General features: G+C 62.4%; 28 protein-coding genes, 1 tRNA gene and 1 pseudogene. 16 read left to right on the top strand and 14 right to left on the bottom strand.

Annotation, left to right across the window (positions count from 1 at the left end; translation table 11 throughout):
- Positions 1 to 18: 18 nt before the first annotated feature.
- Entirely contained in the window at positions 19 to 681 is a 663-nt protein-coding gene (locus O1Y97_RS11530; protein WP_318764080.1) for an esterase/lipase family protein, read from the bottom strand.
- A 787-nt stretch (positions 682 to 1468) separates the two neighbouring features.
- Between O1Y97_RS11530 and O1Y97_RS11525 the strand changes: the two genes are divergently transcribed.
- Positions 1469 to 1768 carry a hypothetical protein gene (locus O1Y97_RS11525; RefSeq protein WP_108607442.1) on the top strand — a complete coding sequence of 100 codons (300 nt, stop codon included), beginning with the start codon at positions 1469 to 1471 and terminating at the stop codon, positions 1766 to 1768.
- 77 nt (positions 1769 to 1845) lie between these two features.
- Positions 1846 to 3042 carry a M14 family metallopeptidase gene (locus O1Y97_RS11520; protein WP_318764079.1) on the top strand — a complete coding sequence of 399 codons (1197 nt, stop codon included), beginning with the start codon at positions 1846 to 1848 and terminating at the stop codon, positions 3040 to 3042.
- Between the two features lie 275 nt (positions 3043 to 3317).
- Here the strand turns inward: O1Y97_RS11520 and O1Y97_RS11515 are convergent, their stop codons facing one another.
- Together O1Y97_RS11515 and O1Y97_RS11510 are read right to left on the bottom strand one after the other, a co-directional pair.
- Positions 3318 to 4667 carry an ammonium transporter family protein gene (locus O1Y97_RS11515; protein ID WP_108607440.1) on the bottom strand — a complete coding sequence of 450 codons (1350 nt, stop codon included), beginning with the start codon at positions 4665 to 4667 and terminating at the stop codon, positions 3318 to 3320.
- Between the two features lie 554 nt (positions 4668 to 5221).
- Positions 5222 to 5297 (bottom strand) — tRNA-Ile (locus O1Y97_RS11510).
- Between the two features lie 134 nt (positions 5298 to 5431).
- On the opposite strand from O1Y97_RS11510, the gene O1Y97_RS11505 reads away from it, so the two are divergent.
- On the top strand, positions 5432 to 6151 hold the full coding sequence (locus tag O1Y97_RS11505; RefSeq protein WP_108607428.1) for an SIMPL domain-containing protein: 720 nt from the start codon (positions 5432 to 5434) through the stop codon (positions 6149 to 6151).
- A gap of 185 nt (positions 6152 to 6336) precedes the next feature.
- Here O1Y97_RS11505 and O1Y97_RS11500 read toward each other — a convergent pair whose 3' ends face one another.
- Together O1Y97_RS11500 and O1Y97_RS11495 are read right to left on the bottom strand one after the other, a co-directional pair.
- Complete coding sequence (locus O1Y97_RS11500) at positions 6337 to 6750, bottom strand: hypothetical protein (protein WP_183260051.1); 414 nt, start codon at positions 6748 to 6750, stop codon at positions 6337 to 6339.
- A gap of 217 nt (positions 6751 to 6967) precedes the next feature.
- Positions 6968 to 7414, bottom strand: coding sequence for a YcgN family cysteine cluster protein (locus O1Y97_RS11495; protein ID WP_318764078.1), 447 nt, complete (start codon positions 7412 to 7414; stop codon positions 6968 to 6970).
- A 206-nt stretch (positions 7415 to 7620) separates the two neighbouring features.
- Between O1Y97_RS11495 and O1Y97_RS11490 the strand changes: the two genes are divergently transcribed.
- The 4 genes from O1Y97_RS11490 (at position 7621) to O1Y97_RS11475 (ending at position 11232) form a co-directional block, all read left to right on the top strand.
- Positions 7621 to 9699, top strand: a complete 2079-nt coding sequence (locus tag O1Y97_RS11490; RefSeq protein ID WP_318764077.1) for an OmpA family protein — start codon at positions 7621 to 7623, stop codon at positions 9697 to 9699.
- 342 nt (positions 9700 to 10041) lie between these two features.
- Positions 10042 to 10578, top strand: coding sequence for a TIGR00645 family protein (locus O1Y97_RS11485; protein WP_318764076.1), 537 nt, complete (start codon positions 10042 to 10044; stop codon positions 10576 to 10578).
- Positions 10579 to 10705: 127 nt separating this feature from the next.
- Positions 10706 to 10933 (top strand): hypothetical protein, encoded by a 228-nt coding sequence (locus O1Y97_RS11480; RefSeq protein WP_318764075.1) that lies wholly within the window; start codon positions 10706 to 10708, stop codon positions 10931 to 10933.
- Positions 10934 to 11037: 104 nt separating this feature from the next.
- Positions 11038 to 11232, top strand: coding sequence for a hypothetical protein (locus O1Y97_RS11475; RefSeq protein WP_318764074.1), 195 nt, complete (start codon positions 11038 to 11040; stop codon positions 11230 to 11232).
- Between the two features lie 113 nt (positions 11233 to 11345).
- Here the strand turns inward: O1Y97_RS11475 and O1Y97_RS11470 are convergent, their stop codons facing one another.
- Complete coding sequence (locus O1Y97_RS11470; protein ID WP_318764073.1) at positions 11346 to 11840, bottom strand: YciE/YciF ferroxidase family protein; 495 nt, start codon at positions 11838 to 11840, stop codon at positions 11346 to 11348.
- 200 nt (positions 11841 to 12040) lie between these two features.
- Between O1Y97_RS11470 and O1Y97_RS11465 the strand changes: the two genes are divergently transcribed.
- From O1Y97_RS11465 to O1Y97_RS11440, 6 genes and pseudogenes are all read left to right on the top strand, one after another.
- Positions 12041 to 12307, top strand: a complete 267-nt coding sequence (locus O1Y97_RS11465) for a hypothetical protein (RefSeq protein WP_108607422.1) — start codon at positions 12041 to 12043, stop codon at positions 12305 to 12307.
- 94 nt (positions 12308 to 12401) lie between these two features.
- On the top strand, positions 12402 to 12707 hold the full coding sequence (locus O1Y97_RS11460) for a hypothetical protein (protein WP_183260044.1): 306 nt from the start codon (positions 12402 to 12404) through the stop codon (positions 12705 to 12707).
- Positions 12708 to 12807: 100 nt separating this feature from the next.
- Positions 12808 to 13038 carry a hypothetical protein gene (locus O1Y97_RS11455; RefSeq protein WP_108607420.1) on the top strand — a complete coding sequence of 77 codons (231 nt, stop codon included), beginning with the start codon at positions 12808 to 12810 and terminating at the stop codon, positions 13036 to 13038.
- A gap of 95 nt (positions 13039 to 13133) precedes the next feature.
- Positions 13134 to 13372, top strand: a pseudogene (locus O1Y97_RS11450) (YdcH family protein).
- A 71-nt stretch (positions 13373 to 13443) separates the two neighbouring features.
- On the top strand, positions 13444 to 13863 hold the full coding sequence (locus O1Y97_RS11445) for a universal stress protein (RefSeq protein ID WP_318764072.1): 420 nt from the start codon (positions 13444 to 13446) through the stop codon (positions 13861 to 13863).
- A gap of 341 nt (positions 13864 to 14204) precedes the next feature.
- A complete protein-coding gene (locus O1Y97_RS11440) occupies positions 14205 to 16100 on the top strand; it encodes an autotransporter outer membrane beta-barrel domain-containing protein (RefSeq protein WP_318764071.1) in 1896 nt (631 codons plus the stop codon).
- 53 nt (positions 16101 to 16153) lie between these two features.
- On the opposite strand, the gene O1Y97_RS11435 is transcribed toward O1Y97_RS11440, so the two are convergent.
- On the bottom strand, positions 16154 to 16579 hold the full coding sequence (locus tag O1Y97_RS11435) for a VOC family protein (protein WP_318764070.1): 426 nt from the start codon (positions 16577 to 16579) through the stop codon (positions 16154 to 16156).
- 69 nt (positions 16580 to 16648) lie between these two features.
- On the opposite strand from O1Y97_RS11435, the gene O1Y97_RS11430 reads away from it, so the two are divergent.
- A complete protein-coding gene (locus O1Y97_RS11430) occupies positions 16649 to 17251 on the top strand; it encodes a TetR/AcrR family transcriptional regulator (protein ID WP_318764069.1) in 603 nt (200 codons plus the stop codon).
- Between the two features lie 58 nt (positions 17252 to 17309).
- Here the strand turns inward: O1Y97_RS11430 and O1Y97_RS11425 are convergent, their stop codons facing one another.
- From O1Y97_RS11425 to O1Y97_RS11410, 4 genes are all read right to left on the bottom strand, one after another.
- Positions 17310 to 17600 carry an HlyU family transcriptional regulator gene (locus tag O1Y97_RS11425; RefSeq protein WP_108607416.1) on the bottom strand — a complete coding sequence of 97 codons (291 nt, stop codon included), beginning with the start codon at positions 17598 to 17600 and terminating at the stop codon, positions 17310 to 17312.
- Positions 17601 to 17724: 124 nt separating this feature from the next.
- Positions 17725 to 18018, bottom strand: coding sequence for a GYD domain-containing protein (locus tag O1Y97_RS11420; protein ID WP_108607415.1), 294 nt, complete (start codon positions 18016 to 18018; stop codon positions 17725 to 17727).
- Positions 18019 to 18173: 155 nt separating this feature from the next.
- Complete coding sequence (locus O1Y97_RS11415; protein ID WP_108607414.1) at positions 18174 to 18650, bottom strand: GNAT family N-acetyltransferase; 477 nt, start codon at positions 18648 to 18650, stop codon at positions 18174 to 18176.
- Positions 18651 to 18661: 11 nt separating this feature from the next.
- Complete coding sequence (locus O1Y97_RS11410) at positions 18662 to 19273, bottom strand: LysE family translocator (protein ID WP_318764068.1); 612 nt, start codon at positions 19271 to 19273, stop codon at positions 18662 to 18664.
- A 226-nt stretch (positions 19274 to 19499) separates the two neighbouring features.
- On the opposite strand from O1Y97_RS11410, the gene O1Y97_RS11405 reads away from it, so the two are divergent.
- Together O1Y97_RS11405 and O1Y97_RS11400 are read left to right on the top strand one after the other, a co-directional pair.
- Complete coding sequence (locus tag O1Y97_RS11405) at positions 19500 to 19763, top strand: DUF2798 domain-containing protein (RefSeq protein WP_108607413.1); 264 nt, start codon at positions 19500 to 19502, stop codon at positions 19761 to 19763.
- Between the two features lie 167 nt (positions 19764 to 19930).
- Positions 19931 to 20401, top strand: a complete 471-nt coding sequence (locus O1Y97_RS11400; protein WP_318764067.1) for a DUF305 domain-containing protein — start codon at positions 19931 to 19933, stop codon at positions 20399 to 20401.
- Positions 20402 to 20508: 107 nt separating this feature from the next.
- Here O1Y97_RS11400 and O1Y97_RS11395 read toward each other — a convergent pair whose 3' ends face one another.
- From O1Y97_RS11395 to dnaG, 3 genes are all read right to left on the bottom strand, one after another.
- A complete protein-coding gene (locus O1Y97_RS11395; RefSeq protein ID WP_183260036.1) occupies positions 20509 to 21798 on the bottom strand; it encodes a glycosyltransferase family 4 protein in 1290 nt (429 codons plus the stop codon).
- A 72-nt stretch (positions 21799 to 21870) separates the two neighbouring features.
- Positions 21871 to 23892: an RNA polymerase sigma factor RpoD gene (rpoD, locus tag O1Y97_RS11390; protein ID WP_108607411.1), complete on the bottom strand. Its 2022-nt coding sequence runs from the start codon at positions 23890 to 23892 to the stop codon at positions 21871 to 21873.
- A gap of 325 nt (positions 23893 to 24217) precedes the next feature.
- Positions 24218 to 26161, bottom strand: coding sequence for a DNA primase (gene dnaG, locus O1Y97_RS11385; protein ID WP_318764066.1), 1944 nt, complete (start codon positions 26159 to 26161; stop codon positions 24218 to 24220).
- Positions 26162 to 26353: the final 192 nt, after the last annotated feature.

The following is a 26353-nucleotide window of genomic DNA, read 5'->3' as shown; positions in this document are numbered from 1 at the left end:
CCCTCTCAGCCGGAGTGGTCAGTTCCTCAACAAGCGCCGGAACAGCTCGCGCATGGTCAGGTGGTGGTCGAAATGTCCATCGCGCAGGAAGTTCAGAACCTGCACGATGACCAATGGATTGTTCATCATGAATGTATGGGACGTCGGCAACACGATATGGTCGGCCATCCCTTCAAGCTTGGTGCTCTCGACCGAAACCTTGCCGTCATTGGGGCCGCTGAACAATTGGGAGAACGTGGGGTTGTTCGATCTGTCGCCGGCAATGATGCCGAGATTGAAATCCGCCGGCCCGAGAGTGTTGGGAATGCTCCCCGGATTGGTGCCAAGTTGCCTGCCTGCCGGTCCGGTGAGCATCTGCAAGATTGCGAGATCGCCGAATGCGTCGATGATCTCGGAGCCGCCATTTGGCGGACCCAGCATGACCACGCGGCCGAGATTTCCAGGTCTATGCTGCTGCAGCCAGGCCCGGACCAGGATTCCGCCGAGCGAATGCGTCACGAAATGGATGTTCCCAGGCTTCCCGCATCTGGCCACCGACTTGTCGACATGCGCGATCAGCTTTTCGACGGGAGCATTTAGGGACGGATAGCCATCGTTCACCACCTTGAAGTCATTGGCCTCCAGGGCCTCCTCGATCAGGAGCAGAGATGGGGCCGAACGCCCAAGGCCATGAAGCAGCACCACGCAATCCTGCGCCGACGCACCAGACCAAAACAGAGACAACATCAATGCAAGCAAACAGCGCATGACCGTAAACAGAACCGTTTGCGGAAGTTGACAGGCCGCCGATCCTCTAGGTGGTCGACAAAGCGTCTACCGGCAAGGTGCGAGATAAGTTACCGGCCTGCCGTAGCGGTCGACCATCGGTCGTCCACGGCTGTCGACTCGCTGGAAACGGCACTGGCCCGGAGCGGTCCCGGCGCCAATCATGGCACCCGCCACGCCGCCGATTGCGGCACCCGCGACCGTTGCCCCGGTATTGCCGCCGATCGCCTGGCCAACCAGTGCCCCGCCTGTTGCGCCAATAGCGGCTCCGCCGAGTGCACGTTCCTGGGGCGTATTGCACGCGCTCGTAGCCAGCGCGATCACAAGGAGAACCGCAACCTCACTCAATGTTCGTATCATCGATCGATTCCTCCACAACCGTGCACCATGCCGATTGCATGGGCACTGACGACAATGCTGCCATTGCTTTAGTCGATTGAAACATCGAAGTGATTGGCTGAGCGTCCCAATGCTATGCTCTGCGCCTCAATCGTAGCGTTTCGCGCGGTCCGCTGCCTTGCTGAAGCGATCGAGTCGACTGTGCTCCATTTGGTGGGTGCCCATGGACGACGAAGGTTGGCGCAGAGTCCAGATACTATGCCTCACGTCCCAAAGACGCTGGCAGGCAAGGACAGCTTGTTGACAACAGGTTCGTGGAGGAACTGACATCGGGCAGATGTCGTTTGTGTGATGGAGGTTCGTCATGAAACGTTTGCTGGCTCTGGGTCTTGCGATCGGCCTTGCAATGCCGCTGGCAGCACCCACTCCCGCTCAGGCGGTAACCGTCAACATCACAATTGGAACCAGCCTGAATCACGGCCGGGCCATTTCTTGCAGCCAAGGCCAAAGGCTACTTCAGAACAGAGGCTTCCGCGATGTCCGACGCATAGACTGCCGCGGCAGGATTTTCATCTACCATGCCCGGCGTGGCAACAGCAGGTTTGAGATCGCGCTGAGCTCACGCACGGGGCGTGTTGTGGATGTTCGACGTATTCGCAGGTGATCCATTCAACGTTGCTGTCAGAAATCCTGGAAGCGGGCCCTGCGCGGTGGTCTTGTGATGAAACACGGAGGCTTCCCATGACAATTGGCAATGACCAGAGCGTCGATCGTCGCGGCTTCATGATCGGATCCGTCGCAACCGTTGGTGCGGCAGCCGCACTCGTGACCGGAACTGCCCAAGCGCAATCTGGATCGACATCTGCCGGCTTGTCGGCCGCTGATGGAAAAGGCACCGTTTTCACGGGTGATACCATCAGCGGAAAACCGGTCATCAGTTCGCTCGATGTCGCCGACCTCGAGCCAGGCAAGAAGCACAGCTTCTATTTCCAAGGCGTGCAAATGCCGACGGGACAGCACTGGTATGTCTCGGTCATCGTAGCCAAGGGAAGTGCTTCCGGAAAAAGGCTTGGGCTGATCAGCGGGGTGCATGGCGATGAAATGAGCCCCGTCCACACAGTGCAGACAGTGATGAATGGATTGGATCCGACCTCGATGTCGGGGACGGTGATCGCGGTATTCGATGTCTCTCGTCCAGCCCTTGAGGGAATGGCTCGGAGATGGCCGAGCTCCGGACGCGGTATCGACCTGGTCGACATCAATCGCCAGTTCCCTGGCGACGAGAACGCCCCCGACGCACCGTCGCGACATGCCGGGCTGCTGTTCAACAGGCTGCTGCGGTCAAATCTCGACTACGCAATAGACTTCCATACAGCAGCTACCGGCATGGACATGACCGCATTTCATCTCGCGCGGATGGATTTGCCCGAGGTCCGCGCCATGGCGGAGTTGTACCCGATCGACCAGATCTTCGACAACGCTGCAGAGCCCGGCCTCTTGGCCAACGCCCTCATCGATGCCGGCATTCCTGCATTCACTCCGGAGATCGGTCGCCCCCGGATCCTCGACCACGAGATGATTGCGCTGTTTGTTGAGGGGACGACGAACGTCCTCAAACATCATGGCATCGTATCGGGACCGATTGGCAGGACGAGCAAGGACTCCAATGTCTTTGTCGCGGACGGGATGATGCCTATCATTGCAACGCATGGCGGCTTCGTTGAGCTGTTGGTTGGCCTCAACGAAGCTGTTCAGGCCGGACAAAAACTTGCTGTCCAGCGAAACACATTCGGTGAAATCGTTGCCGAGTACAACGCTCCCCGGAGCGGTGAGGTTGGCGCGAGGCGTACCGACGCGACCGCTGAGCCAGGGACTCCAATCGTGTTCATGATCTTCGATAGCGCAAGCCCAGTCGGCGGCGATGCACTGGTTGAATGAGCACAGCCAATTGGCGGCTTGTGCACCGGCGCCCCTTTCAGCGCCAACCAGTTCGCCAGGATACCTCCATATCAAAAGGCTCTCCATCTGGTGCCCGGACAGCGGGCGCGAATTCACTAAAATGACAATCTAGCTAGCGCACCTTCCAAGACAGCAACCGGGCGGCCAATGCCTTCCGCCGGCCACCTGCGGCATACCCGGTGGAACATGGGTTCCTGTCCGGGATGATGCTGTGCGCCAGTGCCGCGACGTGAGCCGCGGCACCGGCGCTTCGCTCAGCTCTTGCTTTCGTTCTCGAGGCCCCAGAACAGCTTGTCCAGCCCTTCCGCCTGCGCATCCTCCGGCACCCGCAGCCCGGTCGTGGCCTTGAGCACCACCGACAGGATCAGCCCGGTCAGTATCCCGGCGCCAAGGCAGAGCGCGAAGCCCGCAAGTTGCATCAGCACGCTGATTTGACCGTGCTGGAACGCATACGCGCCTTCGGTGACGCCGAAGTAGCCGCCCCTCGGCGTGCCCGACTTGACCAGCCCGACCATGATGAGCGCATAGAAGCCCGCGCCGATAAACAGCGGGAAGAGCTTGTGCTCGTCGATCTGACGCTTCGATGTGAAGTTGTAGACGATCCAGGCTGCAATCGGCGCCCCGAGCGAGACCAGGAACATCTGCCAGGGCAAGTAGACGTCGAAGCCTGGCGCGCCCGAAACGTACCCGGCAAGCGGGCCGAGCAGCAGATAGATGTAGTTCTTCGTACGGTAGGAGATGATTGCGCCGGTGATGGCGCCACCCGCCCAGGAGATGCCGTAGTTGTTGAAGGCAATGCCCACGCTGGTGTTGGCCATGGTCACCGAAACCGCATAGGTCTCGGGGTCGAAAAAGAACAGGCAGGACAGAATGACCATCGGCAGGCCTGCGAAGATCGTGATCAGGCCGGTTGCGGCGAGCCCGATCGAAGGTGCCTTGTAGGACGGCACTTTCGGGTGAGGCGCGAACATGCCCGGGCGCTTGCCCAGTTGCGGCACCAGGACCATCGCGATGCCCGTCGGGAAGATATAGACGAACCCGATGCCGAAGAAGTCGTGGAAGCCGGCGTTCGTCAGCGGGCCGACCGACCCCCAGACCGCCCAGCTCAAGACCGAGGAGACCACGGTGGCCACGACGCAGGTGATGTAGAAGGCGGAAGCCTTCATGCGCTCCGACACCGCGAAATGGAGCAAGACGTTCACGATACCTGCGAAACAGGCAAGGAAGAAGATGAAGATCTGGAACGTGTTGAGCCCGGGCCAGACCGCCGGATCGACAGTTTGTGCGTGCGCGTTCGACAGCGCCCCGAAGAACCACCAATCCTTGAGCGAATCCATCATGGTTCCGCCAGACATGATGTAGTACTGCCCCGCCCAGAAGCCGAAGCCGATGATGAAGTAGGTCGCAAACCCGATGAAGAAGCCCACCATCTTCTCGATCGTGGAATTGTAGAGATTGGCGCTTCGCGTGGTACCCGCATCGATCATCAGAAGACCTGCGACCACGGTCAGCGCCCCCACCGTACCTGAAGCGTAGACCAGATTCTGGACAAGCTGGGTGAGCGTCACCTGTCCCGCGAAAAATGCTGTTGTCGTTCCTTCCATATATTCATCCCCTCTGATGCCGGCTGCCCCTGTCCCCGGCTTTTCTTTGTGGCTTCCTCGCCCCAACTAGGTGGAGGCTTGGACGTTACCCAAGGGCAAGTGGGTCGGACTACTTTGTTTTGGGGCGAAGATTAAATCAAGGGAGTGAAACTATTTTCCTGCCAGGGAAAATCATCAGGCGATGAAAAACACCTGGTATCAAAGGATGAGGTTGCACAAACCGGATTCGGCTCCGGCCATTTCGCCTCGCCACACCTCAGGCCGGCGAATGGCGACTTGGGCGCGCATTTCGATCTTCCGCCCAGTACATGCAGAAGTCTTGAGTCGCATATGACCGCCTTCGCGTCTCAGGGAGCGAGCCCTGCCGCCTGCCTTGCGTGTCCGAGAAACCGACATCAGGCCGGACCGCATATAATACCTTGACGGTCGACCTATAGTCCCAAGTCTACTGCTTCTGCGAAATATGCCGAAATGAACAAGCCATATCTCCCCCTTGGCTGCGCTGTCCAACCACCGGAATGCAAGAGCAAAGAGATTGTTTGTTTAAACAAAAATGGTGGGCCCGGAGGGACTCGAACCCCCAACCAAGCGGTTATGAGCCGCCGGCTCTAACCATTGAGCTACAGGCCCCACGCGGGCTGGATAGTAAGTTTTGCGCGCTGGCACAAGTCATCTTCGCGCATCTGGTGCGCGCTGCCGCAATCCACCCATAATCCGCCCCTATTCGACACTCTCGAAGGGCTCAGGACAACGGAGATTATATTATGAATCGCAAATACATGGCGCTCGCTCTTGCAGCGGCACTCGCAGTTCCCGCCGCCGCCGCCCGCGCCGACAACCAGCCGCCGCCGCGCATCATTGTGACGGGCGAAGGCGAAGCCTCGGTCGCGCCCGATCTTGCGCTGCTTTCCCTGTCGGTGATGCGCGAGGCCAAGACGGCGCGCGAGGCGCTCGACGCCAACAACGACGCCATGGCCGCCGTCATCGCCGCGATGAAGGCCGCCGGCATCGCCGAACGCGACCTGCAGACCGCCGGCATCCAGATCCAGCCGCGCTACAACTACACCAACAAGCCCGACGGATCGCAGGAAGCCGAACTCGTCGCCTACCAGGTCACCAACACGCTGTCGGTCCGCATCCGCGACATCACCAAGACCGGCGAGATCCTCGACAAGGCGGTGTCGCTGGGCGTCAACCAGGGCGGCGGCATCAACTTCACCAACGAGAAGCCCGACACGGTGATCACCGAGGCGCGCAAGCTTGCGGTCGCCGACGCCATCGCCAAGGCCAAGGTCCTGGCCGAAGCCGCCGGCGTCAGCCTCGGCAAGGTGATCGAGATCGCCGACCAGTCCTTCGCGCCGCCGCCGATGCCGCTGCAGCAGGCCAAGTCGTTCGACCGCGCGGCGGCGGGTTCGGTTCCCGTCGAAGCCGGCGAAAACGCCTACCGCGTGCAGGTCAACGTCACCTTCGAACTGAAGAACTGACACAGATACTCAAGGGCTGCCGTGGCGGCAGCGGCAGCCCTTGGTCTTTCCGGTTTTCCCGGAGTTCTCAGTGCAGGCAATGAAAAACCCCGGAGGCCAGGCCTCCGGGGTTTTGTTTGGAGCCACGCCCTTTCTTGCGAAAAGGGGCTCCCGCTACTCCGATCGGGCAACGCCCGATCTCATTGTTACCAGCGAACCACCGGGCAGTTCGGGGCCCGGGCGAAGCTGATCGCGACGCGCTCGCCATACTTGCGGCCGCTGACGGTGATGGTGCGGCGGTTGACGTCGACGACGCGGGCGCGGCGCAGGCCCATGCGGTCGGCCTTGTCGAGCGCACGGTCGGGCGTGCAGCGGCGATCCCAGCGGCCGTGATCGGGGCGACCGCCCCAGCGGCCGTCATTGCGGTCCCAGCGGCCGTCGTTGCGGTTGTCCCAGCGGCCATTGTCACGGTAGCCGTCCTGGACATAGATGCCGACGCGCGGCTCGCCCTGGCCGAGGTTCAGGTAGAGGCCGTCTGCCTGCGCGGTAGCGGGAATGGCGGCCAGCGTGCTGAAGCCGATAAGGGCCGAAAGGGCGGCAGTCTTGATCTTGTCGAACATGGTCTTCTCCTTGAACTCCGTGGCGTCAAGCCGTCTTTGCCTGAGCGATGGCTGTAGATTGCACCGTCCAAGCTGAACCGATTTCGAACCGTGCATTCATTTTCGGTTCATCTGGCAAGCTACTGATTCCGTTAGATAATATGATACGATCACGCGTTTGTGAGTCGCCGCGCGACCGCGAAATAGCCTGCCGAAATGGTCGGGAATATGGCGAGCCTTACGGCTCTTCTTCGAGAACGTGCTCGAAATAGTCTTCCGGTTCGGCCAGATCGTCCTCGGAGGCCGTAAGCCTGCCGCGCACGGAGATGCCGGCCTCGTGCACGGTTTCGCTGCTGCCCGAAACCAGATGATGCCACCAGTAGAGGTCCTGCCCCTCGGCAACGAGCCGATAGGCGCAGGTGCTGGGCAGCCAGGCGATGGTGCGCACGTTGTCAGGCGTCAGCCCGACGCAATCCGGCACGCGCGCGAGGCGGTTGGCATAGTCGGAGCAGCGGCAGGTCGAGCCGTCGAACAGGCGGCAGCCGACGCTGGTCCAGTAGATCTCGCCCGTGTCCTCGTCCTCGAGCTTGGACAGGCAGCATTTGCCGCAGCCGTCGCACAGCTCCTCCCACTGGGTGGGGCTCATCGCCTCCAGCGGCGTCGTTTTCCAATAAGGCTCGTCCATGGCAGGCATTTGGCGCGCATCGCCGGCCGCGTCAAGCACGCAGCCATTGCATTCATCGCCAGTTCAGCGAAGCCACGATATTGCCTTGTTGCCGTCGGGCAAATGCCCCGAAACCATGCGACTGCCGGGCGGAGCGGAACCATTCAGGGTTCCATCTGTTTGGGCCGGGACGGGACCCAAAGTTCACTTCGAGGAGATTTCCAACGATGAAACGCCAACCACGGATTCTCGCAGGCACGGCAATCGGCCTGTTCATGGCATCCGCGCCGTTGGGCGCCTTGCCGCTGCCGAATGGCGCGCTGTCTGATGCGGGCACATCGCTGCCGCTCATCCGCGTGCAGTCGGACTGCCAGGAAGGCGAAACGGCCGAAGCCTGCGCGGCGCGCCAGGGCGCCCAGCAGGCCCCGGCCGAAGAGCCGGCCCCCGAACCGGAGCCGGCACCGCAGCCTGAGCCCCAGCCAGAACCTCAGCCACAGGCCGAACCCGCGCCGGAGCCGCAGGCCGAACAACCGGCACCACAGGCCGAAGAGCCGGCACCCGAGCCCCGCCGCAAGAAGCGCGAGGCACCGGCGGAAGAACCCGCGCCTCAGCAGGAGGTCGCACCGCAGGCAGAGCCGGAGCCGCAGGCGGAAGAGCCCGCCCCCAGGCGCAAGAAGCGTGAGCCCGCCGCCGAACAGCAGCAGCAGGAACAGCCTGCCGCCGAGCCGGAGGCAACACCGCAGCCCGAACCGCAGGCGGAAGAGCCAGCGCCCAAGCGCAAGCCGAAGGAGCAGGCCCCGGCTGCAGAGGAACCAGCCCAGACACCCGAAGTCGCTCCCCAGCCGGAAGCACAGCCCGAGCAAAAGCCGAAGGCCGAACAGCCTGCCGAGCAGCCGGCGGAGAAGCCTGCCGAGCCGACACCTGAGCAGGCCCCCGCACCGGAAACGCCTGCACCTTCGGGCGAAGCTCCGGCCCAGGGCGAGCAACCTGCGGCAGAACAACCTCAGCAGCCCGCAACGGGCGAGCAACCAGCTGCCGGTGAGCAGCCGGCTACCGGCGAACAGCCTGCAACGGGTGAGCAGCCGCAACAGCCGGCCCAGCAAGGCGAAGCACCTGCAAACCAACCGCCGGTGAACCCGAACGAGGCGCCGCTGCTCGACAGCCAGAAGGAAACGCCGCCCGCACAGGCCGGCGGCCAGCAGCCGGCAGCCGAAGGCCAGCCTGCGCAGCCCGCCCAGGAAGGCCAGCCAGCGCCCGAAGGCCAGGCCGGTGGACAGACCGTCCAGCCGCAGCCGGTACCGGTCGATCCCGGCCCGCCGCCTGTCGACGACAAGGCCGCGACCGAACAGGCCCAGCCGGTCGAGATCCAGGCCGTCACCGCCGAGAAGGGCACCCGCATCGAGCGCATGCCCGAGGTCGACCTGCGCCGCAGGCCGCGTCCTGAAGGCAGCGAAGTGCTGCGCGAAATCGGCGACCGGGTGATCATCCAGATCAACAACCAGGTCATCGTCGAGAGCAACGACCGGCCGCGCATGACGCGTGACGCCCAGGAGGTGTACTACGAGGAACTGCCGCGCGGCCGCACCCGGGAGGTGATCGTCCGTGAGAACGGCAACCAGATCATCACCATCCGCAACCGCTACGGCGACGTCGTGCAGCGCTCGCGCATCACGCCCGACGGCCGCGAATATGTGCTGAGCTATGTCGACGACCAGTATTACGGCGAGATGGACGAATGGCGCGATCCGGGCCTCGACCTGCCGCCGCTGCAGCTCCACATCCCGCGCAACGAATATATCCTCGATGCGCAGTATGTCGAAGATGACGACGCCTATTACGACTTCCTCGAGCAGCCGCCGGTGGAGCGCGTCAAGCGCCTCTATTCGGTCGACGAGGTCAAGCGTTCGGCCCGCGTGCGCGACATCGCCCGCCGTGTCGACCTCGACACGCTGAGCTTCGAATTCGGTTCGGCCTCGATCCCCGAGGCCGAGATTGCCAAGCTCGAAGGCGTCGCCAACGCGATGGAGAAGATGCTGAAGAAGAACCCGGCCGAAACCTTCCTCATCGAAGGCCACACCGATGCCGTCGGTTCCGACGTCGCCAACCTGGCGCTGTCCGACCGCCGCGCCGAAGCCGTGGCCGACGCGCTGACCAATGTCTTCGGCATCGCGCCGGAGAACCTGTCGACGCAAGGCTATGGCGAGCGCTATCTCAAGGTGAAGTCGCAGCAGCCGGAGCGCGAAAACCGCCGCGTCGCCATCCGCCGCATCACCCCGCTGGTGGCCCCCATCGCCAGCGCCAACTAGCATACGCGGCATCCCAAAAGGCCCGGCCCGCACCTCGCGGGTCGGGCTTTTTTCTGCCCGTTTGACTGGCCGGATGGCGCCCGGTACCGGGCATCCTGCCGGCGTCCAGACGCCGCATTGCCCGGTAACAATCACGCGATGACCCGGCTTTCGCCATTGATTCGCTGGATTTTGATGCCACTTTGAGAGCGACGTGGTTCCCTGCCCCGTCCCATCTCCGACGTTTCAGGAGAACAGGCCCGGCCGAATTCCCCCTCCAGCGGCCGGGCCTTGTTTTATCCCAAAACCTGTTGCATTCGTCGGCACCGCCTCGATTTCCAATCTCAAAATTTCGGACGTCTCATGAAACGCCTCGAACACGCCGTCGAATCCATCATCCTCGCCTCGCGCTGGCTGCTCGTGGTGTTCTATCTCGGTCTCGCTGTAGCGCTCGCCATCTACGCGCTGTCCTTCGCCAAGAAGCTCTACGGGTTTGTCATGACGGTCATGGTGCTCGACGAGACCGACACCATCCTGAAGGTGCTCGGCCTGATCGACGCAGCACTTGTTGCGTCGCTGGTGGTGATGGTCATCATCTCCGGCTACGAAAACTTCGTCAGCCGCTTCGACAACCATGACGGCGAGGTCCACTGGCTCGGCACCATCGACATCAGCTCGCTCAAGATCAAGGTCGCCTCGACCATCGTCGCGATCTCGTCGATCCACCTGCTCCAGGTCTTCCTCAACAACCAGCAATACACCTCCGACCAGCTGATGTGGCTGACCCTCATCCACCTAACCTTCGTGCTGTCGGCGCTGCTGCTTGCCTACATCGATCGTCTTACCGGGCTTGCCAAGGGCGCCAAGAAAGCGGCTGCGGAAGACGGCCCGAGCCTCTGAGCCGGACGGGATCGTCTCACCGGCGCGGATTCATCATCTCAGCCGCGCCGGCCAACCTGCTGGATTGATTCAGCCTTCGGCGGCCCGGACGTCGCTCGACCGGAACGGCTGGAGGCAGGAGGCCACTTTGCGCATTCTGGGATATGTCCTGGCCGCCGCGGGCCTGCTGATCTGTGCGGCCACCTTCGGCATGTGGGTCTGGCTCAACGCCTACGGCTGCGGCACCGGCTGCAACGACTTCCGGCTGCGCTGGGAGGACAGCGAGGCGCTGTCCTATTTCATTCCGCCGTTCATTCTCGGCTGCGCCGTAGCGGTGCTGGGTGCGGCAACGATCGCCATGAACTGGAAAAGGTAGGGGGCGAACGAAGCGTAGCGGACTGCCGGTCTCCCGCCAGTGCTGCTTGTCGCTCAGCCCCATTTCTGGTTTCCTGGTGGTTCACTCAGGGGAAGATCGACAGCGTGTTCGCAGCCTACATCGACGAGATCATCATGGCCTGCGCCGGTGTCTGGATGGCGGCCATTGGGTTCGGATACATTGAGCTTTCCGTTCCGCCCCATCAAGCGTGGCTGGGCAACCTCGTAAAACACTTCAAGTGGATGGGCCCGCTACTGCTTGGTATTGCAGCCCTGCTCGCTGTCGTTTCCCCGACCTAGTTGCCATGGCCGAGGCATGATGGTTCAGGCGCCAGGCAGCCCGCCACTCCCTGCCGACGCCGCACGGGCCCCTGCCCTCGTCCGCCGTAGTTCCTGCCACTCCCGAGTAAGCGTTATGCCGCTTTCGCGGTCGCCGATGTCTTGTTGATCGCCGTCACCGCGAGGTTTGTCAGCTTGTTGTTCGTCGCCTTCTCCTGGTCGAGGATTTCGCTCAACAGCGTGTGAGCCTCGTCATAACCAAGGTCCTTGGCCCATTCACGCAGGGATCCATACCGGGCAATCTCGTAGTGCTCGACGGCTTGGCACGCTGCCAGAAGACCGGCATCCAGTGCGGTGCCAGATGCCTCTTCCATCAGCCCGTCGGTCTCGTTGATCAGGCCTTCGATCGCATCGCATTTTTCGCCCGAAGCCTTCTTGCCGATGGATTTGAAGACCAGCTCCAGTTTCTTGATCTGGCCCTTGGTCTCTTCGAGATGATCCTCGGCAGCCTTCTTCAGCTTGGCGTCCTTGGCCGCCTTGGCCACCTTCGGAAGGGCCTTGGTGATGGCGTTCTCGGCGTAATACATATCCTCGAGTGTATGCTCGAAAATCTCAGCCAGCGTTTTCATTTGGGATTGCTCCTTGCCGGAATTGGCAAGGGAGGGAATGGATCACAGGCAAGAAGGTTCCTCCCAAAACAGCAAGAACTCCCCCTCGACCTGCTGGCACCGTGTCGTGCCTCCACAACGGCGGACCGACCACGCTCCCCGCGCAGCGAAGGAACTTTACGCCCCACTCCATGTTGTCCTGCAGCAGCAGGAGACAATCGATGCAGAACGACTATGAAACCGGCGCACGCAGGCCAGTCGCACGGAAAGGCCCGGATCCCAGCGATGCCTTTTCGCAGCAGGCTGCCGAAAACAAGCAGCCGGCCGACCGATACGGCAACACGGAGCCCGTTGGCGAGACCAACGAAAAGGCGCGCCATTCAGATGGCCAGAACGCGCCGGGCACCAGCACGCATATCCTTGAACGACCAGGCGGCAGCGAGCAGCCTGGCTACAGGATGAAGCGGGCCCGCTTTTGGCAGTCTTGACCCCGCCCAGCCCTTGCATCCGTCAACATCACCCATCAACCGGATCGGTTTCGGCGTTCAGGCGTTGCTGCTTCGTTGAAAGGAGCCAATCGCCATGAACGTCGCCAACCTGCAACTCGAAGGCCTGATCATGGCCATCGCAGCTATCAATCACGTCCTCGTCCGCAAGGGTGTGCTGACGGTCGAGGAAATCGACATCGCCTTGCGCAAAGCCGAAGCGAGCGAGACCGCCGAAGATCGATCAGAGGGAATGTCGTCGTCAAATCGCGACGCCATCAACTTCCCGATCAGGGTGCTGGAACTTGCCAACCAATGCCAGCCGGAAGCGGATATTCCCTCATTCTCCAAGCTGGCACGAATGATCGGCCAGATGAAGGAACCCTACAACGACCAGAGGTGACAACATCGCAGTCCTTCCACCGCGGGTGCGAGCTGAACGCAACGCGGATCGATATGGGGCCAATGCGCGTTGAAATGTGCTTCCCAGGAGCGGTTGCACGATGAAAGACGTCAGGTCTATCGATTGGACCGAACCGGCCACCTTCTACGAGAGCCGGCTGGGTCCGGGGATGCTGTTCGATCACCTTTCACAGGCAGTGCGGCACGCGGTCAACGTTCCCTTGCGCAGGCAGCACGACACCGCAAGGATCGTCACGCGCTCAGGGTCGCAGTACGGCTGGCAAGAGATCAACGTCCTTCACCATCATTTGCGGGCCATCGACAGGAGCTGAGTTGCGCCGCCCTACCCCTTTGGAAGTTGACCCAGATCAAGTTCAACGCCTCCGCCTGGCACTATAGTTGCCTCGACAATTCGCAAGGAGATGAAATGTCGAACACACCGCACACCCTGGGTGAGGAATTTCCCGGCAAGCTGGATACCATTCACGCCCTGAAAGCACAGGACGTCGCTTCGCTCGTATCCTCGAAGAATATGACGATGTGAACGACCAGATCCACAAGGCTGAAACCCACATCGAACCGGTGAGCCAGGAACACGAGGCGACGTTGCGAAAGCGCCGGCTGATGCTCAAGGACGCGATCGCAGGCGCTGTCGCAGCAAGCTGATGGACTGCCCCCCGCAGCCGCCGGCCGCGGGACCCGATCAATACGACGATGATCAAGCAGTGGAGGTAGATTTGTACACGCATATCCTCATAACCACCGACGGTTCCGAACTTGCGCAGAAGGGTGTCGACCACGGGCTGACGCTGGCCAAGAATCTTGGCAGCAAGGTCACGGTCATCACCGTCACCGAGCCCTATCCATTGAACAGTCCTGCGACGATGGCTTCGTGGAGCGATGCCCAGCAAAAGCATGCCGATGCAGCGCTGAGCCTCGCCAAAGAAGCGGCCTCCCGGATCGGCGTCAGCGTGGAGCCTGTCCAGGCATTCGGCGAGTCACCCGCCGAAGCGATCGTCGAGACCGCCACGGAGCGCGGCTGCAACCTCATCGTCATGGCCTCCCATGGCCGCCGCGGGGTGAGCCGGCTGTTGCTCGGCAGCCAGACGGCAGAGGTCGTCCATTACTCCAAGGTTCCGGTGCTGGTCGTACGATAGGCAGGCAGCTGCGTTGTTCGACCCTCAAGAGGCGCCGAAAGGCGCCTCTTTGCTTTTCAGGCCCCTCTTTCGCCCACCGCCTCCGGCGAATGCTGCGCCAGGAGTTTCCCGTTCTGCGGGCCTAAAGACGGCGACCAGCAAGATCGCCCATAGGTGCATGCAAAAAATTCTCATCAATCCATGATTGCATATATTATCGGGTGATTTTTTTCTAGAAAAATATAGTTTAACTATAGTATATTAAGATTCGAAGTGATTATACTTCTCTTGTGGCGGCACGAATTCTGAACGGTGCTTTCACATGACCAAATCATCTGATTGACGACTTTTCGAGGAAATTCATGAAACTATTGGGAGCTTCGCTCGGCGCCTCGGTCTCGGTAGCGGCAATCGCGCTGGGCATAGCACCGGCAGGAGCCGGCCAAAGCACGATCGACTTCGAAATTTGCACTTTCGAAAACTGTGAAGGATGGTCAGGTGCCTACGCCGGAGTGGGTTTCGACAACGCATATCGGGGAACCGGTTACGCCGGCGCAGTCAAGCAAACCTCTTCAGCCGATATCGACAACGCTTACGCACATTGGGGCGTGATCTACGGCGCGGCAACGAACGACTACCACATTAATACCGTCACCGCCTATGGTTCTGAATTCAACGGCCTGGACGCCTCGCGCCAGACCCAGTCCTATACCGGCGTGCCAGGGCTTCCCGCCAACTCGGTTCGCTGGTTCGACAGCTTCACCAACAATACCGGCGACACGATTACCGCCAACATCGTCTTCAGCGGCACTCTCGCCGCCGGCGACGACATGTACGTTCACGCCACGGAATCAGGTTATGTGGTGACCGGCCAGTTCGAGCCTGGCAACGAGTCCTTGAGCCCGGTCATCGCCCATCTCTACGGCAACAACGACTACGCCTTCAATCAGGCCGCAGCGTACTACGCCAACCACGACGACAGCCCCTACATCGTCTTCCCGGTAACCGTCGCGGCGGGCCAAACCGTGTCGATCATGAACGTCAACCTGCTCTTCGGCGAGATAGGGCGCAATATCGACTCCGACGGCGCGCTGTATGCCGCCGACGTCGCACTTGCCATCCAGCAGTCGGAACTCTTCATCAACAGCCCGATCTTTGCCGGCCTGACCGCCGCCCAAGTCCAGAGCCTGCTCAACTGGACCGTCAAGGACACTGGCCTCGTCGCGGCTGGCGGCTCTGTCGCCTTGTCCCAACGCCTGCACGAAGCCTACGATCTCATGCTTGCCCGCGGCACCGGTTCGACAGGCGGCCAGGCCACGGCACAACTCGCCACCGGCGCACTGCAATATACAGAGGAAGGCAAAGCCGGTTCGGACGGAGCCGCGGCACTTGCCCGCTCGATCGGCGATGCCGGCGGCAATGTTGCGCTTGCCGGCTTCGACGGCAGCCGCAGCTTCCTCTTCGGCGGCTACACCACCGGCTCGCAGGATTTCACCGCAGGACAGCTCGACTTTTCGGGCTATGTCACAGGCCTCGGCATCGAGCACGCCATATCGCCCGATCTGCTCGTCGGGCTCGCCGGCGGCTATGCCAGCGGCGACGGCGACATCGAAGGCGTCTACGCCAACCTCGAAAACCGCCAGTTCACCGCCTCCCCCTATGTCCGCTGGCAGGCGCCGACCGGCACCGTCTTCGACGGCCGGCTTTCCGCCTCGACCGAGCGCTGGCAATATGCCCGTACGGCGGGTGCAGGAACGGCCTCTGCCGAGATCGACGGCTACAGCCTGGGTGCGCATCTGCGCGCTTCGCATGACGTCGAACTGGAAGCGGCCAAAATCACCCCCTTTGCCAGCCTGACCTACCTGCGCACGCACGTCGATTCCTATATCGAGACGGGCGCCGGCGCGGGCAACCTCGTCGTCCAGTCCTATGATGTCGATCGCCTCGAGGCCCTCGCCGGTATCGGCGCCTCCCGCAGTTGGCAGCTCGCAACCGGAACATCCCTGCGTGGTTTCGGCAGCGTTGGCATCGGCGGCGCCTTCCTCGGCAATGACGAGACGGTCTCGACCCGCTACACGACTGCGGCGACTGCCTTCCTCAGCCAGGCAGAGACGGGGGAAGGCACCTTCGGCCGTGTCGAGGCTGGCCTTGCTGCCGATTTCACCAACAGGCTCAGTCTTACGTCGAGCTACGCCGGATCGTTCGGTGCCGATCGCGACCAGCACACCTTCAACCTCGGCCTCGCTGGCAAGCTCTGACCCATCCCCTGAAATGCTGGAGGCGCCTCACGGCGCCTCCGTTTTCGCTTGCTTCAGGCGTCAGCCCTATCCGGCACGTACATTGCCAGGAACTCGGGGCTCGGCGGGATCGGCGTGATGACGTCGATCAGCACGCCATTGGGATCCGTGGTGATGAAGTGGCGTTGCCCGAAGTCTTCGTCGCGCAGCGAGCGCAGGATCGGCAGCCCTTCCGCGACGAGCCGCGCGTGCACGGCATCGACATCCTTGACCTCGAAATTGATCAGCAGGCCGGCGACCCGCCCGCGCCCCTCCTCGGGGATCGTCTCGTGGTCGCCCTGGACGATGGCGAGATCGACGCCCCTGTCTTCCGTCGACCGCAGATGGACATACCAGCCGGCGTCAAACTCCGACGCGAAGCGGAAGTGCTTGATGTAGAAAGCGGCGGTGCCGGCGACATCGCCGGTCATCAGCACGGGATAGTAGCTCGTCGTTTTCATGGCTTTCCTTATCTCCTCAATCAACATACAGTCTGCATGTAAATGTGAATTAACATACAGGCTGCATGCATGCAAGAGAAAACCGAGCGCCGCTCCAACCGCGACCGCACCGAGGCGACACGCGCCCTCCTGATCGTCGCGGCACGCCGGCTGTTTGCCGAAAAATCCTACGCCGAGACCAGCACACCGGAGATCGTCGCCGCCGCGGGCGTCACGCGCGGCGCCCTCTACCACCACTTTGCCGACAAGCAGGAGCTGTTCCGCGCCGTGGCCGAGCAGGAGGCGGCATCGGTCGCCGCCGAAATCGAGGATGCTGCACCGCAAGCCATGGGCGCCCGCGAAGCTTTGCTCACCGGCAGCAAGGCCTATATCGAAGCCATGCGCTCGCCCGGCAGGACGCGGCTGTTGTTGCTCGACGGCCCCGCTGTGCTCGGCCGCGCCGGCATGGACGAGATCGACAACCGCCACGGCAACCGCACCTTGCGCGAGGGCCTCGCCGCCACGATGCGGGCCGGCGCCATGCGCAAGCTGCCGCTGGCTGCGCTGACCGGCCTGCTTGCCGCCGCCTTCGACCGAGCAGCCTTGGCGATCGATGCCGGCGCCCCACCCGAAGACGAGATTGCCGTCATCTCGGCGGTCATTGACGGGCTGATGCTGCGCGAGCGGCCCTGAAAAGCAAAAGCCCGGCACAAGGGCCGGGCCATGATCTGCGAGGCAATCGCCGCCAGCCTCAGCCGAACATGCGCTCGCCCTGTTCGTCGACCAGCTGCCGCCCCTTGGTCAGCGACACTTCGACGGCATCGTCGAGCGCCGCGAAGCGGTCGGCGCGGATGAACTTGTGCTCCTTGACCGTGCCGCCGATTTCCTTGGAAACCACGCCACAGGTCTGGAACTGGCCGCCTTCCTTGTAGGGCATCGCCTTGATCGAAAAGCCCTTGTATTCGATCTCCTTGGCAACGGCCGCAGCGGCGGGCTCGGCCGCACCGCCACCACCGCCAAAAAGCCTCTTCAGAAACGACATGCTTGTTCTTCCCGTTGTTTTTCCGAAGCTTAGACGCTTGTCTTGAATCAGTCGAGGCGTTTCGAACCGGTGGCAGCCAGGGCACACGCACCGCACGTGCGCCCTGCCTCTTCACTGCCGGTCGCTAGCCGAGCGAAGCGATGATTTCGCGATAGGCAAGTTCCGGGAATGCCTTCAGCGTGCGTGTCCTGACGTTGCCGCCCTGTCCAAGGATCAGCGCGAAGCGCGCCACCACCGCGTCGTCCGGCGCCTCGGCCACCGCCACCATGTCGCATTCGCCCATGGTCAGGTAGAACTGCTTGAACGAGCCGCCCATGTCGCCGAGCAGCTTTTTGGCCGCGTCGAGCCGCTTGGGCGAGTTGCGCACCTCGCGCACGCCCTGGTCAGTCCAATTGAGCAGCATGATATATGTCGTCATGGCACACCTCCCTCCGGTGCCACGGAGCACGGCTCAAATAGCCGGGGCGGGCATCCGGGTCGTCGCCCTCAATGCATCCACGCGCGGGAGTATCCTCCCCCTCCGTATCAGGTGCAAGTTCGTGCTGTGCTGGGGCGGCAGCGGGCCTCTGGCGCTCAGCCGCTGTGGCCTGGGCTGGCGAGGCGCTTTTCCATGAACACGCTGAGCGGGTCCTCGCCGTAGTCGCCGAACGGCCCTCGACGCTCAAACCCGGTGCGCTCGTAGAGCGCCAGTGCCTCGTGATTGGCGATACCGGTCTCGAGCCGCAGCAAGGTAAGGCCGACCGCCCTGGCACGAGCCTCGAGTTCGGCCAGGATCGCCTTGGAAAGCCCTTTGCCCCTGGCTGCCGGTATCACCCACATGCGTTTGAGTTCGGCCCAACCGTCCGCCATGGCGAGTGCGCCGGTGCCGACGGCGGTCCCCTGATCGTCGCGCGCGACGACAAAATGCACATTGTCGGCCCTGAGGGCTTCGAGCGGCAGGAAGTGGTTGCTTTCGGCCGGATAGAGCGACGCGCCATAGGCGTCGCCGTCTTCCAGCAGCGCGATGACCCCCGGCGTGGCCGGATCTTCGCGGCCGATGCTGAACTGCATCACGTGGCCCTTCAGCGTTCGGTCAGCGCCAGCTTGGCGCCGAGCATAACGAAGGCCGCAGCAAAGGTCCGCCGCATCCAGGTCATGACCCGCGGGCTGCTCGTCACCTTGTCGCGCATGGCGGCGGCGCACAGGCCGTAGATGGCGAAGATGACGAACGTCGCCAGCATGAAGAAACCGGACAATTCGAGCATCCGCCCGAGCACGTTCGGCTCGTTGGGTGCAATGAATTGCGGCAGGAAGGCGACGAAGAAGATCGACAGCTTCGGATTGAGCAGATTGACCAGGATGCCGTCGATCAGCACCTGCCATGTGCTGCGCGGATCGGCGTTGGTTTCGATCTTGAGCGCGCCATGTTCGCGCAGGCTATGCCATGCCATGTAGAGCAGATAGGCGACGCCGGCATATTTGACGATCTCGAACAGCAGCGCGCTGGTGTGCAGCAGCGCGGCAATGCCGGTCAGCGCCGCGATCAGATGCGGCACGATGCCGAGCGTGCAGGCAAAAGCGGCTAGCACGCTTGCCTTGCCGCCGCGCGAAAGGCCGGCAGCGAGCGTGTAGACAACACCGGAGCCGGGCGAAGCGACGATGATCAGCGTGGTCAGCAGGAATTCGATCGACACGGCAACCTCCCAGGTCGCCAGGACCATAATTGAACAGGCGCGCCTGCGGAAGCCACCCGATTTCGCAACCATTGCCTTTTGTGCCCAGGCCCATTAGGAACGGGCCGCTGCGCCAACGCACGCCGTAAGCGTCTCACGTCAAGCAACGCATTCAACCGGCCCGACCGGGAGGAATGCCATGTCTTGCGCTCTCGTGATTGATGCCGATCTCAGGAAATACTCTCCCATGACCCTACGTTCGAAGCCGCGCGGCAAGCTGCCGGCGCGTTATGCCGCCTTTGCCATGCCGCTGGTTCTGTCGGTGGTGATGACCTTTGTGGTCTCGGCCATCTCGACGCTGAAGAGCCTCGGCCCGACGCCCGCCTTCCTCGCCACTTGGCCGTCGGCTTGGGCGCTGTCCTGGCTGGTGGCGTTTCCCACCCTGCTCTTGGTGCTGCCGCTCGTCCGCCGCATCGTCGCACTGGTCGTCGAGTCTCCCAGGGCGTCGTGACTACTATGGGTGGCGCCAGGCGCCACCCAGTTCCTGCCGTTTGCGCGGGTCAAAACCCGGCGGAGGCATGCCGTACAAGCCGCCACTCTGTCCGTAACGTGCAAACAATCGGAACTTTTGTGCAACCAGTTGGTTTGGCTTGGTGAAAGCAAACCAAGGATGATGCCATGAACAGTCAACATCATTCCATGCAGAACTACCTTCGTCTTCTGGCGATGGCCGTTCTATCCTACATCGCCATGTTTGCGCTGATGTATGCCATGGTGAACACGTTCGCCGATGTATTTGCAAACCTGAACCAGTTCTACATGGCAGCACTGATGGTGTTCCCGATGATTTTGATCGAGCTCCTGCTCATGCGCGCCATGTATCCCAACCGCGCGATGAACATGGCGATCGTCGCCTTCAGCCTTCTGGTGTTCGCCGCGTCGTGGTTCATGATCAGGGAACAGACGGGGGTTGGCGACGTGCAGTTCCTGAAATCGATGATCCCGCATCACTCCGGCGCGGTGCTGATGTGCGAAAACGCCACCCTCGGCGACGCGGAGATCTCCGCGCTGTGCGCCGATATCGTGCCCGGCCAGCAGGCCGAGATCGACAAGATGAAAGAGATCTTGCAGCGTCTGGAAGGCGCATGATCCTGCCTCGGCCAAGGCTGCGGCCGCGATCCCGCCAATGCAGGGAAGGTCACCCATGATCCGGGTTCGGTCAGCGTCCTAGGACCTCGGCAAACGGCCTGTCCCGATCAGCCGGCCACGTGCATCGGCTGGCAGTCGGGGCTCTGGATCGCCGCCAGCATGTCCTCGGCGACATGTCGCCAGCTCCGCAGGCTGGGCCTTGCCTCGGCAATGCGCTGTTGCAGGCTGCGACGATAGTCCTGGTCGGTGGCCAGCCGTTCCAGCAGGCCGGCCAGTTCCCCCGGCGAATCCGGGTCGAAATAGACAGCGAGGTCACCACCAACCTCCGGCAGGCTGGACGATGGCGACGCCAGTGCGGGCGTGCCCAGCCAGAGCGACTCCCCCAGCGGCAGGCCCCAGCCTTCGAGTTTGCTCGGCATCAGGGTGGCCAGCGCGTTCTGGTACAGCCTGATGAGGTCCGCCTGCGACGGGCTGTCGACCATCAGCACATGCGGCGCCACCATCGCATTCAGGCCGCTCTTGAGGCCGGCGACCGTCCTGCGACGGTTGGCGCCGGCGATCACCATCAGCGGCGGTGTCTTGCCTTGCTCCACCAGCAGCCGCTGTGCGGCGAGAACGACATCCAGGTTCTTGCGCCCGAGCGTGATGCCCACGCCCAGCACATAGGGCCGCGCCGGCAGCTCGAGCTTCGGCTTCTCGCCGTCCGCGCGGCATTCATGCGCCAGGGGAACCACCGAGACCCCGGGAAGCGGCGGCAACAGTCCCTCCTTCACCTTCGCCTGCAGGTCCCTCGCAGTGAACTGCGAGTTGGCGATGATATGGCTGGCGTGGCGGATCACCTTGTTGTTGTCCGCATGGAAATTGAGCTGGAATGCATCCGGCTTGTCACCAAAATCGTGCAACGGGATGCAATCGTGCAGCAGCGGGTAGAACCGCGTCTTGGAACGGGTCCGGACCAGGCAATCGATCATGTCGACCAGGAGCTTCGGCCGCCCCGCCGACACCAGATATCCATCATTGAGCGCAATCGGCTTCAAATGCGACCGGAGCGCGCGCAGTTTTGAACGGTTGACCGCTCTCAGGAATGCGCTGAACGTGGTCGCAAACATGCGGTTCGGCAGGCTGCGGCCCGCCTTCGGTCCACGCAGCCGGAAAGGAATCGCGCCTTCCGGAAAGCCGAGATCGACGACGCCGTTATAGGACGCCTTGCCGAAATGCGGTTTGACCTCGAAGAAGTCGCGCGCGGTCTCATCGTACACGACAAATACCACGCCCTTGTCGAGGAGATGAAGCTCATAGCCGATCTCCGCCACCACCCTGGCGATGCCATAGAATTTGAGCCTGCCCCGGCTCAGCAGATAAAGTTCGCTCAGATCGTAATAGACAGGTGAACTCAAACAGGCTGACCCGATTTTGAACGGTGGAAAGCAAAATGGCCGTCCTGGGGACGGCCATTTCTGAGTTTCTTGTCAGCTGTCGAGGAAGCTGCGCAGCTTACGGCTGCGGCTCGGATGCTTGAGCTTGCGCAGCGCCTTGGCCTCGATCTGGCGGATGCGTTCGCGGGTGACCGAGAACTGCTGGCCAACCTCTTCGAGCGTGTGGTCGGTGTTCATGCCGATGCCGAAGCGCATGCGCAGCACGCGCTCCTCGCGCGGGGTGAGCGAGGCGAGCACGCGCGTGGTCGTCTCGCGCAGGTTCGCCTGGATTGCCGCATCGATCGGCAGGATCGCCATCTTGTCTTCGATGAAATCGCCGAGGTGCGAATCCTCCTCGTCGCCGACCGGCGTTTCGAGGCTGATCGGCTCCTTGGCGATCTTCAGCACCTTGCGCACCTTCTCGAGCGGCATGGCGAGCTTTTCAGCCAGTTCTTCCGGCGTCGGCTCGCGGCCGATCTCGTGCAGCATCTGGCGCGAGGTCCGCACGATCTTGTTGATCGTCTCGATCATGTGCACCGGGATGCGGATGGTGCGGGCCTGGTCGGCGATCGAACGCGTGATCGCCTGCCTGATCCACCATGTCGCATAGGTCGAGAACTTGTAGCCACGGCGGTACTCGAACTTGTCGACCGCCTTCATCAGGCCGATGTTGCCTTCCTGGATCAGGTCGAGGAACTGCAGGCCGCGGTTGGTGTACTTCTTGGCGATCGAGATGACGAGACGGAGGTTGGCTTCCACCATCTCCTTCTTGGCCATCGCCGCTTCGCGCTCGCCCTTCTGCACCTGGTTGACGATCTTGCGGAATTCCAGAATCGAGATCGCTGTTTCTGTGGCGAGGTTCTGGATTTCGGCGCGCAGGTCGCGGATCGCGTCCTTCTCGTTCTTGGTGAACTCCTTCCAGCCACGGCTGGACAGGTTCGAGATCGAGCGGATCCAGTTCGGATCGAGTTCCGAACCCTGATATTCGCGCAGGAATTCCTCGCGGCGCACACCGTAGCTTTCGGCCAGGCGCAGCAGCTTGCCCTCGTTCTGCACCAGCCGCTTGTTGATGTCGTAGAGCTGCTCGACAAGCGCCTCGATGCGCGCATTGTTGAGCGACAGCGACTTCACCGCCTTGACGAGTTGGTCCTTCAGTTCCTTGAGACGACGGTCCTGGCTCGGCGACAGGGTGCCGGCGGCAGCAAGACGGTTTTCGACCTGCTGGTCCTGCAGCTTGCGCAGCTTCTTGTAGGTGTCGGCGATGACGTCGAGGGTTTCCATGACCTGCGGACGCAGTTCCGCTTCCATGGCCGCCAGCGACAGGCTTGCCTCGTCGTCTTCTTCCTCATCCTCTTCGCCGCGGGTGTCGCCACCCACGTTGGTGACGTCGTCTTCCTCGTCGCGGCCGCCGCGGCGCGACTTTTCGTCGGCCTTCGGCTTGGCGTCCTCGTCGACACGCTCGACGATCGGCGCCTGCTTGGCCTCGGGGCCTGCATAGGTCGCTTCGAGATCGATGATCTCGCGCAGCAGGATCTTGGCTTCGTTGAGTTCGTCGCGCCAGATGATGATGGCCTGGAAGGTCAGCGGGCTTTCGCACAGGCCCGCGATCATCGTCTCGCGGCCGGCCTCAATGCGCTTGGCGATCGCGATCTCGCCCTCGCGCGACAGAAGCTCCACCGAGCCCATCTCGCGCAGATACATTCGCACGGGGTCGTCGGTGCGGTCGGTCGGCTCTTTCTTGGTCGTCGTCGCGGCAACGGCCGTGCCGGTCTGTTCGGCAAGCTCGTTGGCATCTTCCTCGGCATCGCCTTCGGCGGCCTCGGCTTCTTCGCCCTGCTCGTCGTCCTCGACCACGTTGATGCCCATGTCGGACAGCATCGCCATCGTGTCTTCGATCTGTTCGGAGGTCACTTCCTCCGAAGGCAGCACCGCGTTGAGCTCGTCCATGGTGACATAGCCGCGCTTCTTCGCGACCTTGATCATCTTCTTGACAGCGTCATCGGAAAGGTCGAGCAAAGGGCCGTCAGTTGCGCCTTCGCGTTCGGTCTCGACCTCTTCCTTTTCTTTTGTCGCCATTCTTTGCTTTCTCCAGGCGGCCCGTCAGCCGCTTAAACTCTCGGACAGTGCAAATCAGATGGCTTCATCCAACCTGCGCCTGAACTGCCAGTAGCTGCACCTGTGTTAAGTCCAGATTAACCCTGATATCTGTGGCGGAATATCTTCCTGTCCAGTGACAAGCGCCCCAATCCGCATTCTACAGGCCGTCGACACGACTGGCGGTCTGGCCGCCGGTTAACTTTTCGAATCGACCTGATTCCGTCATTCCGGCGGAAGGTCAAGCGCCTGTCGCATGATTCGCGACAAAAAAGCGAATCAAATGCGGGATTATCGCAATCTCGCTCTAGTTCCGCCCGCCTCGGCCCGAGGACACCCCGAAGCCTTCGATAAGCGCCTCGGTGGCTTGCACGTCGTGAAACTGCGCCTGGATCTCCACCAGATGCCGATAATTCTCGTCGGTCGGATCGGTAGCCAGCGCCGCCTCGGCCTGTTTCAGTTCCTTATGTAAGGTGCGGGCGCTGCGGTGCAAGTGCAGCGCCTGGGCGAAGGCGTCGCGGGCATCTTCGATCGCCGCATCCTCGAGTGCCGTCCACTGCCGCGTCCGCCGCGCCAGCGCCACCGCCCGCTCCCACATCTCGGCGCAGCCGACCCGCCCGATAGCCGCCACCACCGCCTCGCGCGTGTTGGCTTCGCCATGCGCCATGGCATCGATCAGCACCGTATGCAGTTGCCTCAGTTCGCCGTGGCTGAGATCGAGCTTTTCGACATGGTCGAAATTCTCGTCGATCAGCGCGGGATGGTTGACCAGCGCCACCACCAGGGCCGCCTCGCGCAACGGCATGATGCCGCCCGCCCGCTTGACCATCGCCGAGCGCGCCAGGCTTTCCGATACGGCAAACCGGCCGGCCGCCGCGCCCGCGCCGCCCTTGTTCCACTGGCCACGCTCGCCGCCCTTGCCGAACGAGCCCTTGCCGCGCTCGCCCTGGCCCTGCTGCCTGCCGCGCTGGTTGCCGAAGAAACTCAGCACCCGTTCGCGCATCTCCTGCTGGTAGTGATAGCGGACGCTTTCGTCCTTGATCCTGCCGGTCAGCTCGCGCAGCGTCTTTTCAAGCTCGGCGCGGCGCTCGGGCGTGTCGAACACGCCGCCCGAAGTCTCGCGCATCCAGACCAGTTCGGACAACGGTCGCGCGGCGGTAAGTACCGCGCGAAACGCCTCCGGCCCCTCGGCCTTGACCAGGTCGTCGGGGTCCTTGCCCTCGGGCAGCAACGCAAAGCGCGCGGTATGCCCGGGCGCCACCAACGGCAGCACCATGTCGGCGGCGCGATAGGCGGCCTTGAGGCCGGCCTTGTCGCCATCGAAGCACAGCACCGGCTCGCCCGACATGCGCCACAACAGTTCGAGCTGGTTTTCGGTCAACGCCGTGCCGAGCGGCGCCACCGCATTGTCGAAGCCGGCCTGGGCCAGCGCGATCACGTCCATGTAGCCTTCGACGGCGATGACCGCCCCGCCCTTCTGTAGCGCCTTGCGGGCGCGGGCGAAATTGTAGAGCACGTTGCCCTTGTGGAAGAGCTCGGTCTCCGGCGAGTTCAGATACTTGGCAGAGACCTCCGCCGACATGGCGCGGCCGCCAAAGGCGATGATGCGTCCGCGCGAATCGGGAATCGGGAACATGATGCGGTCGCGGAAGCGGTCGTAGGAGACCGGCACGTCCTCGAACACGGTCAGTCCGCAGGCCTCCATCTGCACCTTCTCGATGCCCTTGGACGCCAGGAACTCCTTGAGCGCATTGCGGCTGTCGGGCGCAAAACCGAGCCTGAACGTCTGCTGCGTCAAAGGCGTAAGGCCGCGGTCGCGCAGATAGGCCCGCGCCCTTGCCCCGTCGGCACTCTGCAGCCGGTCCTCGAAGAACTTCGTCGCCAGTTCCATCACGTCGGTAAGGCTGGCGCGTTCCTTCTCGCGCCGCTCCTCATGCGCATCGCGCGCCGGCATCGGCACGCCGGCCATCTCGGCGATGCGCTCGACCGCCTCCGGGAAGGTCATGCCGTCGAGATCGGTCAGGAAGCGGAAATGGTCGCCCGAGACACCGCAGCCGAAGCAGTGGTAGCGGCCCTTGCGGTCCTCGCAGTGGAACGACGGTGACTTCTCGCCGTGGAACGGGCAACACGCCCAGAAATCGCCGCGCGGCGCGTTGGTCTTCTTGCGATCCCAGGTCACGCGCAGGCCCACCACGGCCGAAATCGGCACGCGGTCGCGTATCTCGCTCAAGAATCCGTCGGAAAAGCGCATCGGGCCCTGCTTGTTTGAAACTGATATAGGCGCTCGCTCCGTCGGACACGACTCCTATTCGCCAGCATGCCCGCTGTTCACAGGCCAATCGCAGCGACCATCCCAATTGCGTGCACGGAATGTCGCCCGGGAACCCGAGGCTCCGCCGGACGTATCTCATATATGAGCAACTCAGATATCTTGCGAGCAGTG

Origin of the sequence: Aminobacter niigataensis, assembly GCF_946995915.1 — a bacterium.
Classification (GTDB): domain Bacteria; phylum Pseudomonadota; class Alphaproteobacteria; order Rhizobiales; family Rhizobiaceae; genus Aminobacter; species Aminobacter niigataensis.
The sequence above is the reverse complement of the archived record's forward strand: the minus strand, read 5'-3'. Positions and strand labels throughout refer to the sequence as shown.

Coding starts and splice junctions, on each gene's coding strand:
- O1Y97_RS11525 (WP_108607442.1), top strand. CDS start 1,469: ATGAAACGTTTGCTGGCTCTGGGTCTTGCGATCGGCCTTGCAATGCCG.
- O1Y97_RS11520 (WP_318764079.1), top strand. CDS start 1,846: ATGACAATTGGCAATGACCAGAGCGTCGATCGTCGCGGCTTCATGATC.
- O1Y97_RS11515 (WP_108607440.1), bottom strand. CDS start 4,667: ATGGAAGGAACGACAACAGCATTTTTCGCGGGACAGGTGACGCTCACC.
- O1Y97_RS11505 (WP_108607428.1), top strand. CDS start 5,432: ATGAATCGCAAATACATGGCGCTCGCTCTTGCAGCGGCACTCGCAGTT.
- O1Y97_RS11500 (WP_183260051.1), bottom strand. CDS start 6,750: ATGTTCGACAAGATCAAGACTGCCGCCCTTTCGGCCCTTATCGGCTTC.
- O1Y97_RS11495 (WP_318764078.1), bottom strand. CDS start 7,414: ATGGACGAGCCTTATTGGAAAACGACGCCGCTGGAGGCGATGAGCCCC.
- O1Y97_RS11490 (WP_318764077.1), top strand. CDS start 7,621: ATGAAACGCCAACCACGGATTCTCGCAGGCACGGCAATCGGCCTGTTC.
- O1Y97_RS11485 (WP_318764076.1), top strand. CDS start 10,042: ATGAAACGCCTCGAACACGCCGTCGAATCCATCATCCTCGCCTCGCGC.
- O1Y97_RS11470 (WP_318764073.1), bottom strand. CDS start 11,840: ATGAAAACGCTGGCTGAGATTTTCGAGCATACACTCGAGGATATGTAT.
- O1Y97_RS11465 (WP_108607422.1), top strand. CDS start 12,041: ATGCAGAACGACTATGAAACCGGCGCACGCAGGCCAGTCGCACGGAAA.
- O1Y97_RS11460 (WP_183260044.1), top strand. CDS start 12,402: ATGAACGTCGCCAACCTGCAACTCGAAGGCCTGATCATGGCCATCGCA.
- O1Y97_RS11455 (WP_108607420.1), top strand. CDS start 12,808: ATGAAAGACGTCAGGTCTATCGATTGGACCGAACCGGCCACCTTCTAC.
- O1Y97_RS11440 (WP_318764071.1), top strand. CDS start 14,205: ATGAAACTATTGGGAGCTTCGCTCGGCGCCTCGGTCTCGGTAGCGGCA.
- O1Y97_RS11435 (WP_318764070.1), bottom strand. CDS start 16,579: ATGAAAACGACGAGCTACTATCCCGTGCTGATGACCGGCGATGTCGCC.
- O1Y97_RS11430 (WP_318764069.1), top strand. CDS start 16,649: ATGCAAGAGAAAACCGAGCGCCGCTCCAACCGCGACCGCACCGAGGCG.
- O1Y97_RS11425 (WP_108607416.1), bottom strand. CDS start 17,600: ATGTCGTTTCTGAAGAGGCTTTTTGGCGGTGGTGGCGGTGCGGCCGAG.
- O1Y97_RS11420 (WP_108607415.1), bottom strand. CDS start 18,018: ATGACGACATATATCATGCTGCTCAATTGGACTGACCAGGGCGTGCGC.
- O1Y97_RS11415 (WP_108607414.1), bottom strand. CDS start 18,650: ATGCAGTTCAGCATCGGCCGCGAAGATCCGGCCACGCCGGGGGTCATC.
- O1Y97_RS11405 (WP_108607413.1), top strand. CDS start 19,500: ATGACCCTACGTTCGAAGCCGCGCGGCAAGCTGCCGGCGCGTTATGCC.
- O1Y97_RS11400 (WP_318764067.1), top strand. CDS start 19,931: ATGAACAGTCAACATCATTCCATGCAGAACTACCTTCGTCTTCTGGCG.
- rpoD (WP_108607411.1), bottom strand. CDS start 23,892: ATGGCGACAAAAGAAAAGGAAGAGGTCGAGACCGAACGCGAAGGCGCA.
- dnaG (WP_318764066.1), bottom strand. CDS start 26,161: ATGCGCTTTTCCGACGGATTCTTGAGCGAGATACGCGACCGCGTGCCG.